Genomic DNA, 1,165 nt, shown 5'->3' on the forward strand with positions numbered 1-1,165 from the left:
CGTTTAGATATTCTTTATGTTTCATATTCGTTTCTGCTGAGGCCGATTTCACGCTCACAGTCGGCACTTGCGAGGACACTTCGGGGCGCGCGGCTAGGCAACAAACCTGAAACATTTGGAAGCACTAAAGCGCGCTTGGCGGCATCTTCCCGATACAGCGTGCCTGCACATTCAGCCTCGACGAAACGAATGTTGCGAAAGTTGGATGGGCGCGAAACGGTTGGCAGCAAGTTGGTTCCTGCGGGTGGGAGTCGCCACGGCGATCCTGTCGGGAATCGGCATGATGGCCGACCCGGGCAACGCCATGGCCGCGGAATTTTCGCCGGTGCAGGACATGGCCCCGGCAACCCACGCCATCACCCTCTTTGCAGCAGCATTGTTCRTCGAAACTCTGCGCATCCGCCGGGTCCATGGGCGTGGGTGCCTGGCTTCGTGCCAGGCGGCGGTGAACAGAAACCTCGCGCGTCTTTCGCTGCGAGGACAGAGTGCCCGCGCCGTCCACGGCAGGTCAGGCGGCGCGGGTATCTCGGTAGTCGGCTTGATTGAACCCCAGGAACCGAAACGGGGCCCACGGCCATGAACAGACAATTCGCAGCGTCAGTGCTTTCAGCACTGCTCTATGCCCAGGGGCTGCTCGGCTTCGCGGGCCTCGCAAGCGTGCTACTCAAGGACAGGGCACATGCCGAAACAGTGTCCGTCGTCGAGACGGTCACGCCAGCCGTTGCCGCTTCGGCGCGCTGAAATCTTGGTCGCGCAAGCGAGATCAGTTCTGGTTTTCGGTTGGAGCAGTGCCGGCCTCCTGGCCGGCTGCTTTGGTCGGTGGATCGAAGCGGTAGCCCGACCCGCGGATGGTCGTGATGCTTTCGGTGTCGAGCTTGCGGCGCAGGCGCACGATGCGCGAGTCGATCGAGCGGTCGAAGGCGTCGGCACTTTCGGCCGGCGCCGCGGCGATGATGTCGTCGCGCGTCAGCACCCGTCGGGGCTTCGACAGGAACAGCCTGAGCAAGGCGATCTGGCCTGGCGAAAGCTGCTCTTCCTCGCCCGATCGATGCATGACCAGCGCCGAGCGCAGGTCGACCGTCGAATTCTCCAGCACCACCAATTCTTGCGTGCCGCGTCCCCGGCGCGCCAGGAGGCCGCCGATGCGCGCAGCGAGTTCCCGCAC

At 63.3% G+C, this 1,165-nt stretch carries 3 protein-coding genes; 2 read left to right on the forward strand and 1 reads right to left on the reverse strand.

What is annotated here, in order from left to right:
• Window positions 1–205 precede the first annotated feature (205 nt).
• Both AC1DUU_RS32565 and AC1DUU_RS32570 read left to right on the forward strand, forming a co-directional pair.
• Entirely contained in the window at window positions 206–580 is a 375-nt protein-coding gene (locus tag AC1DUU_RS32565) for a hypothetical protein (protein WP_476787410.1), read from the forward strand.
• Window positions 577–741, forward strand: coding sequence for a hypothetical protein (locus tag AC1DUU_RS32570; RefSeq protein ID WP_476787411.1), 165 nt, complete (start codon window positions 577–579; stop codon window positions 739–741). Before AC1DUU_RS32565 ends, AC1DUU_RS32570 begins: the two co-directional genes overlap by 4 nt.
• Window positions 742–763: 22 nt before the next feature.
• Here the strand turns inward: AC1DUU_RS32570 and AC1DUU_RS32575 are convergent.
• Window positions 764–1,165: winged helix-turn-helix domain-containing protein (locus AC1DUU_RS32575; protein ID WP_476787412.1), on the reverse strand; the 402-nt coding region annotated here is incomplete at its 5' end.

This window comes from Aminobacter sp. P4_H6_2, assembly GCF_056400805.1.

Bases quoted from the DNA above. Each gene is read 5' to 3' on its own strand.
- AC1DUU_RS32570 (WP_476787411.1), top strand. From the start codon at position 577: ATGAACAGACAATTCGCAGCGTCAGTGCTTTCAGCACTGCTCTATGCC.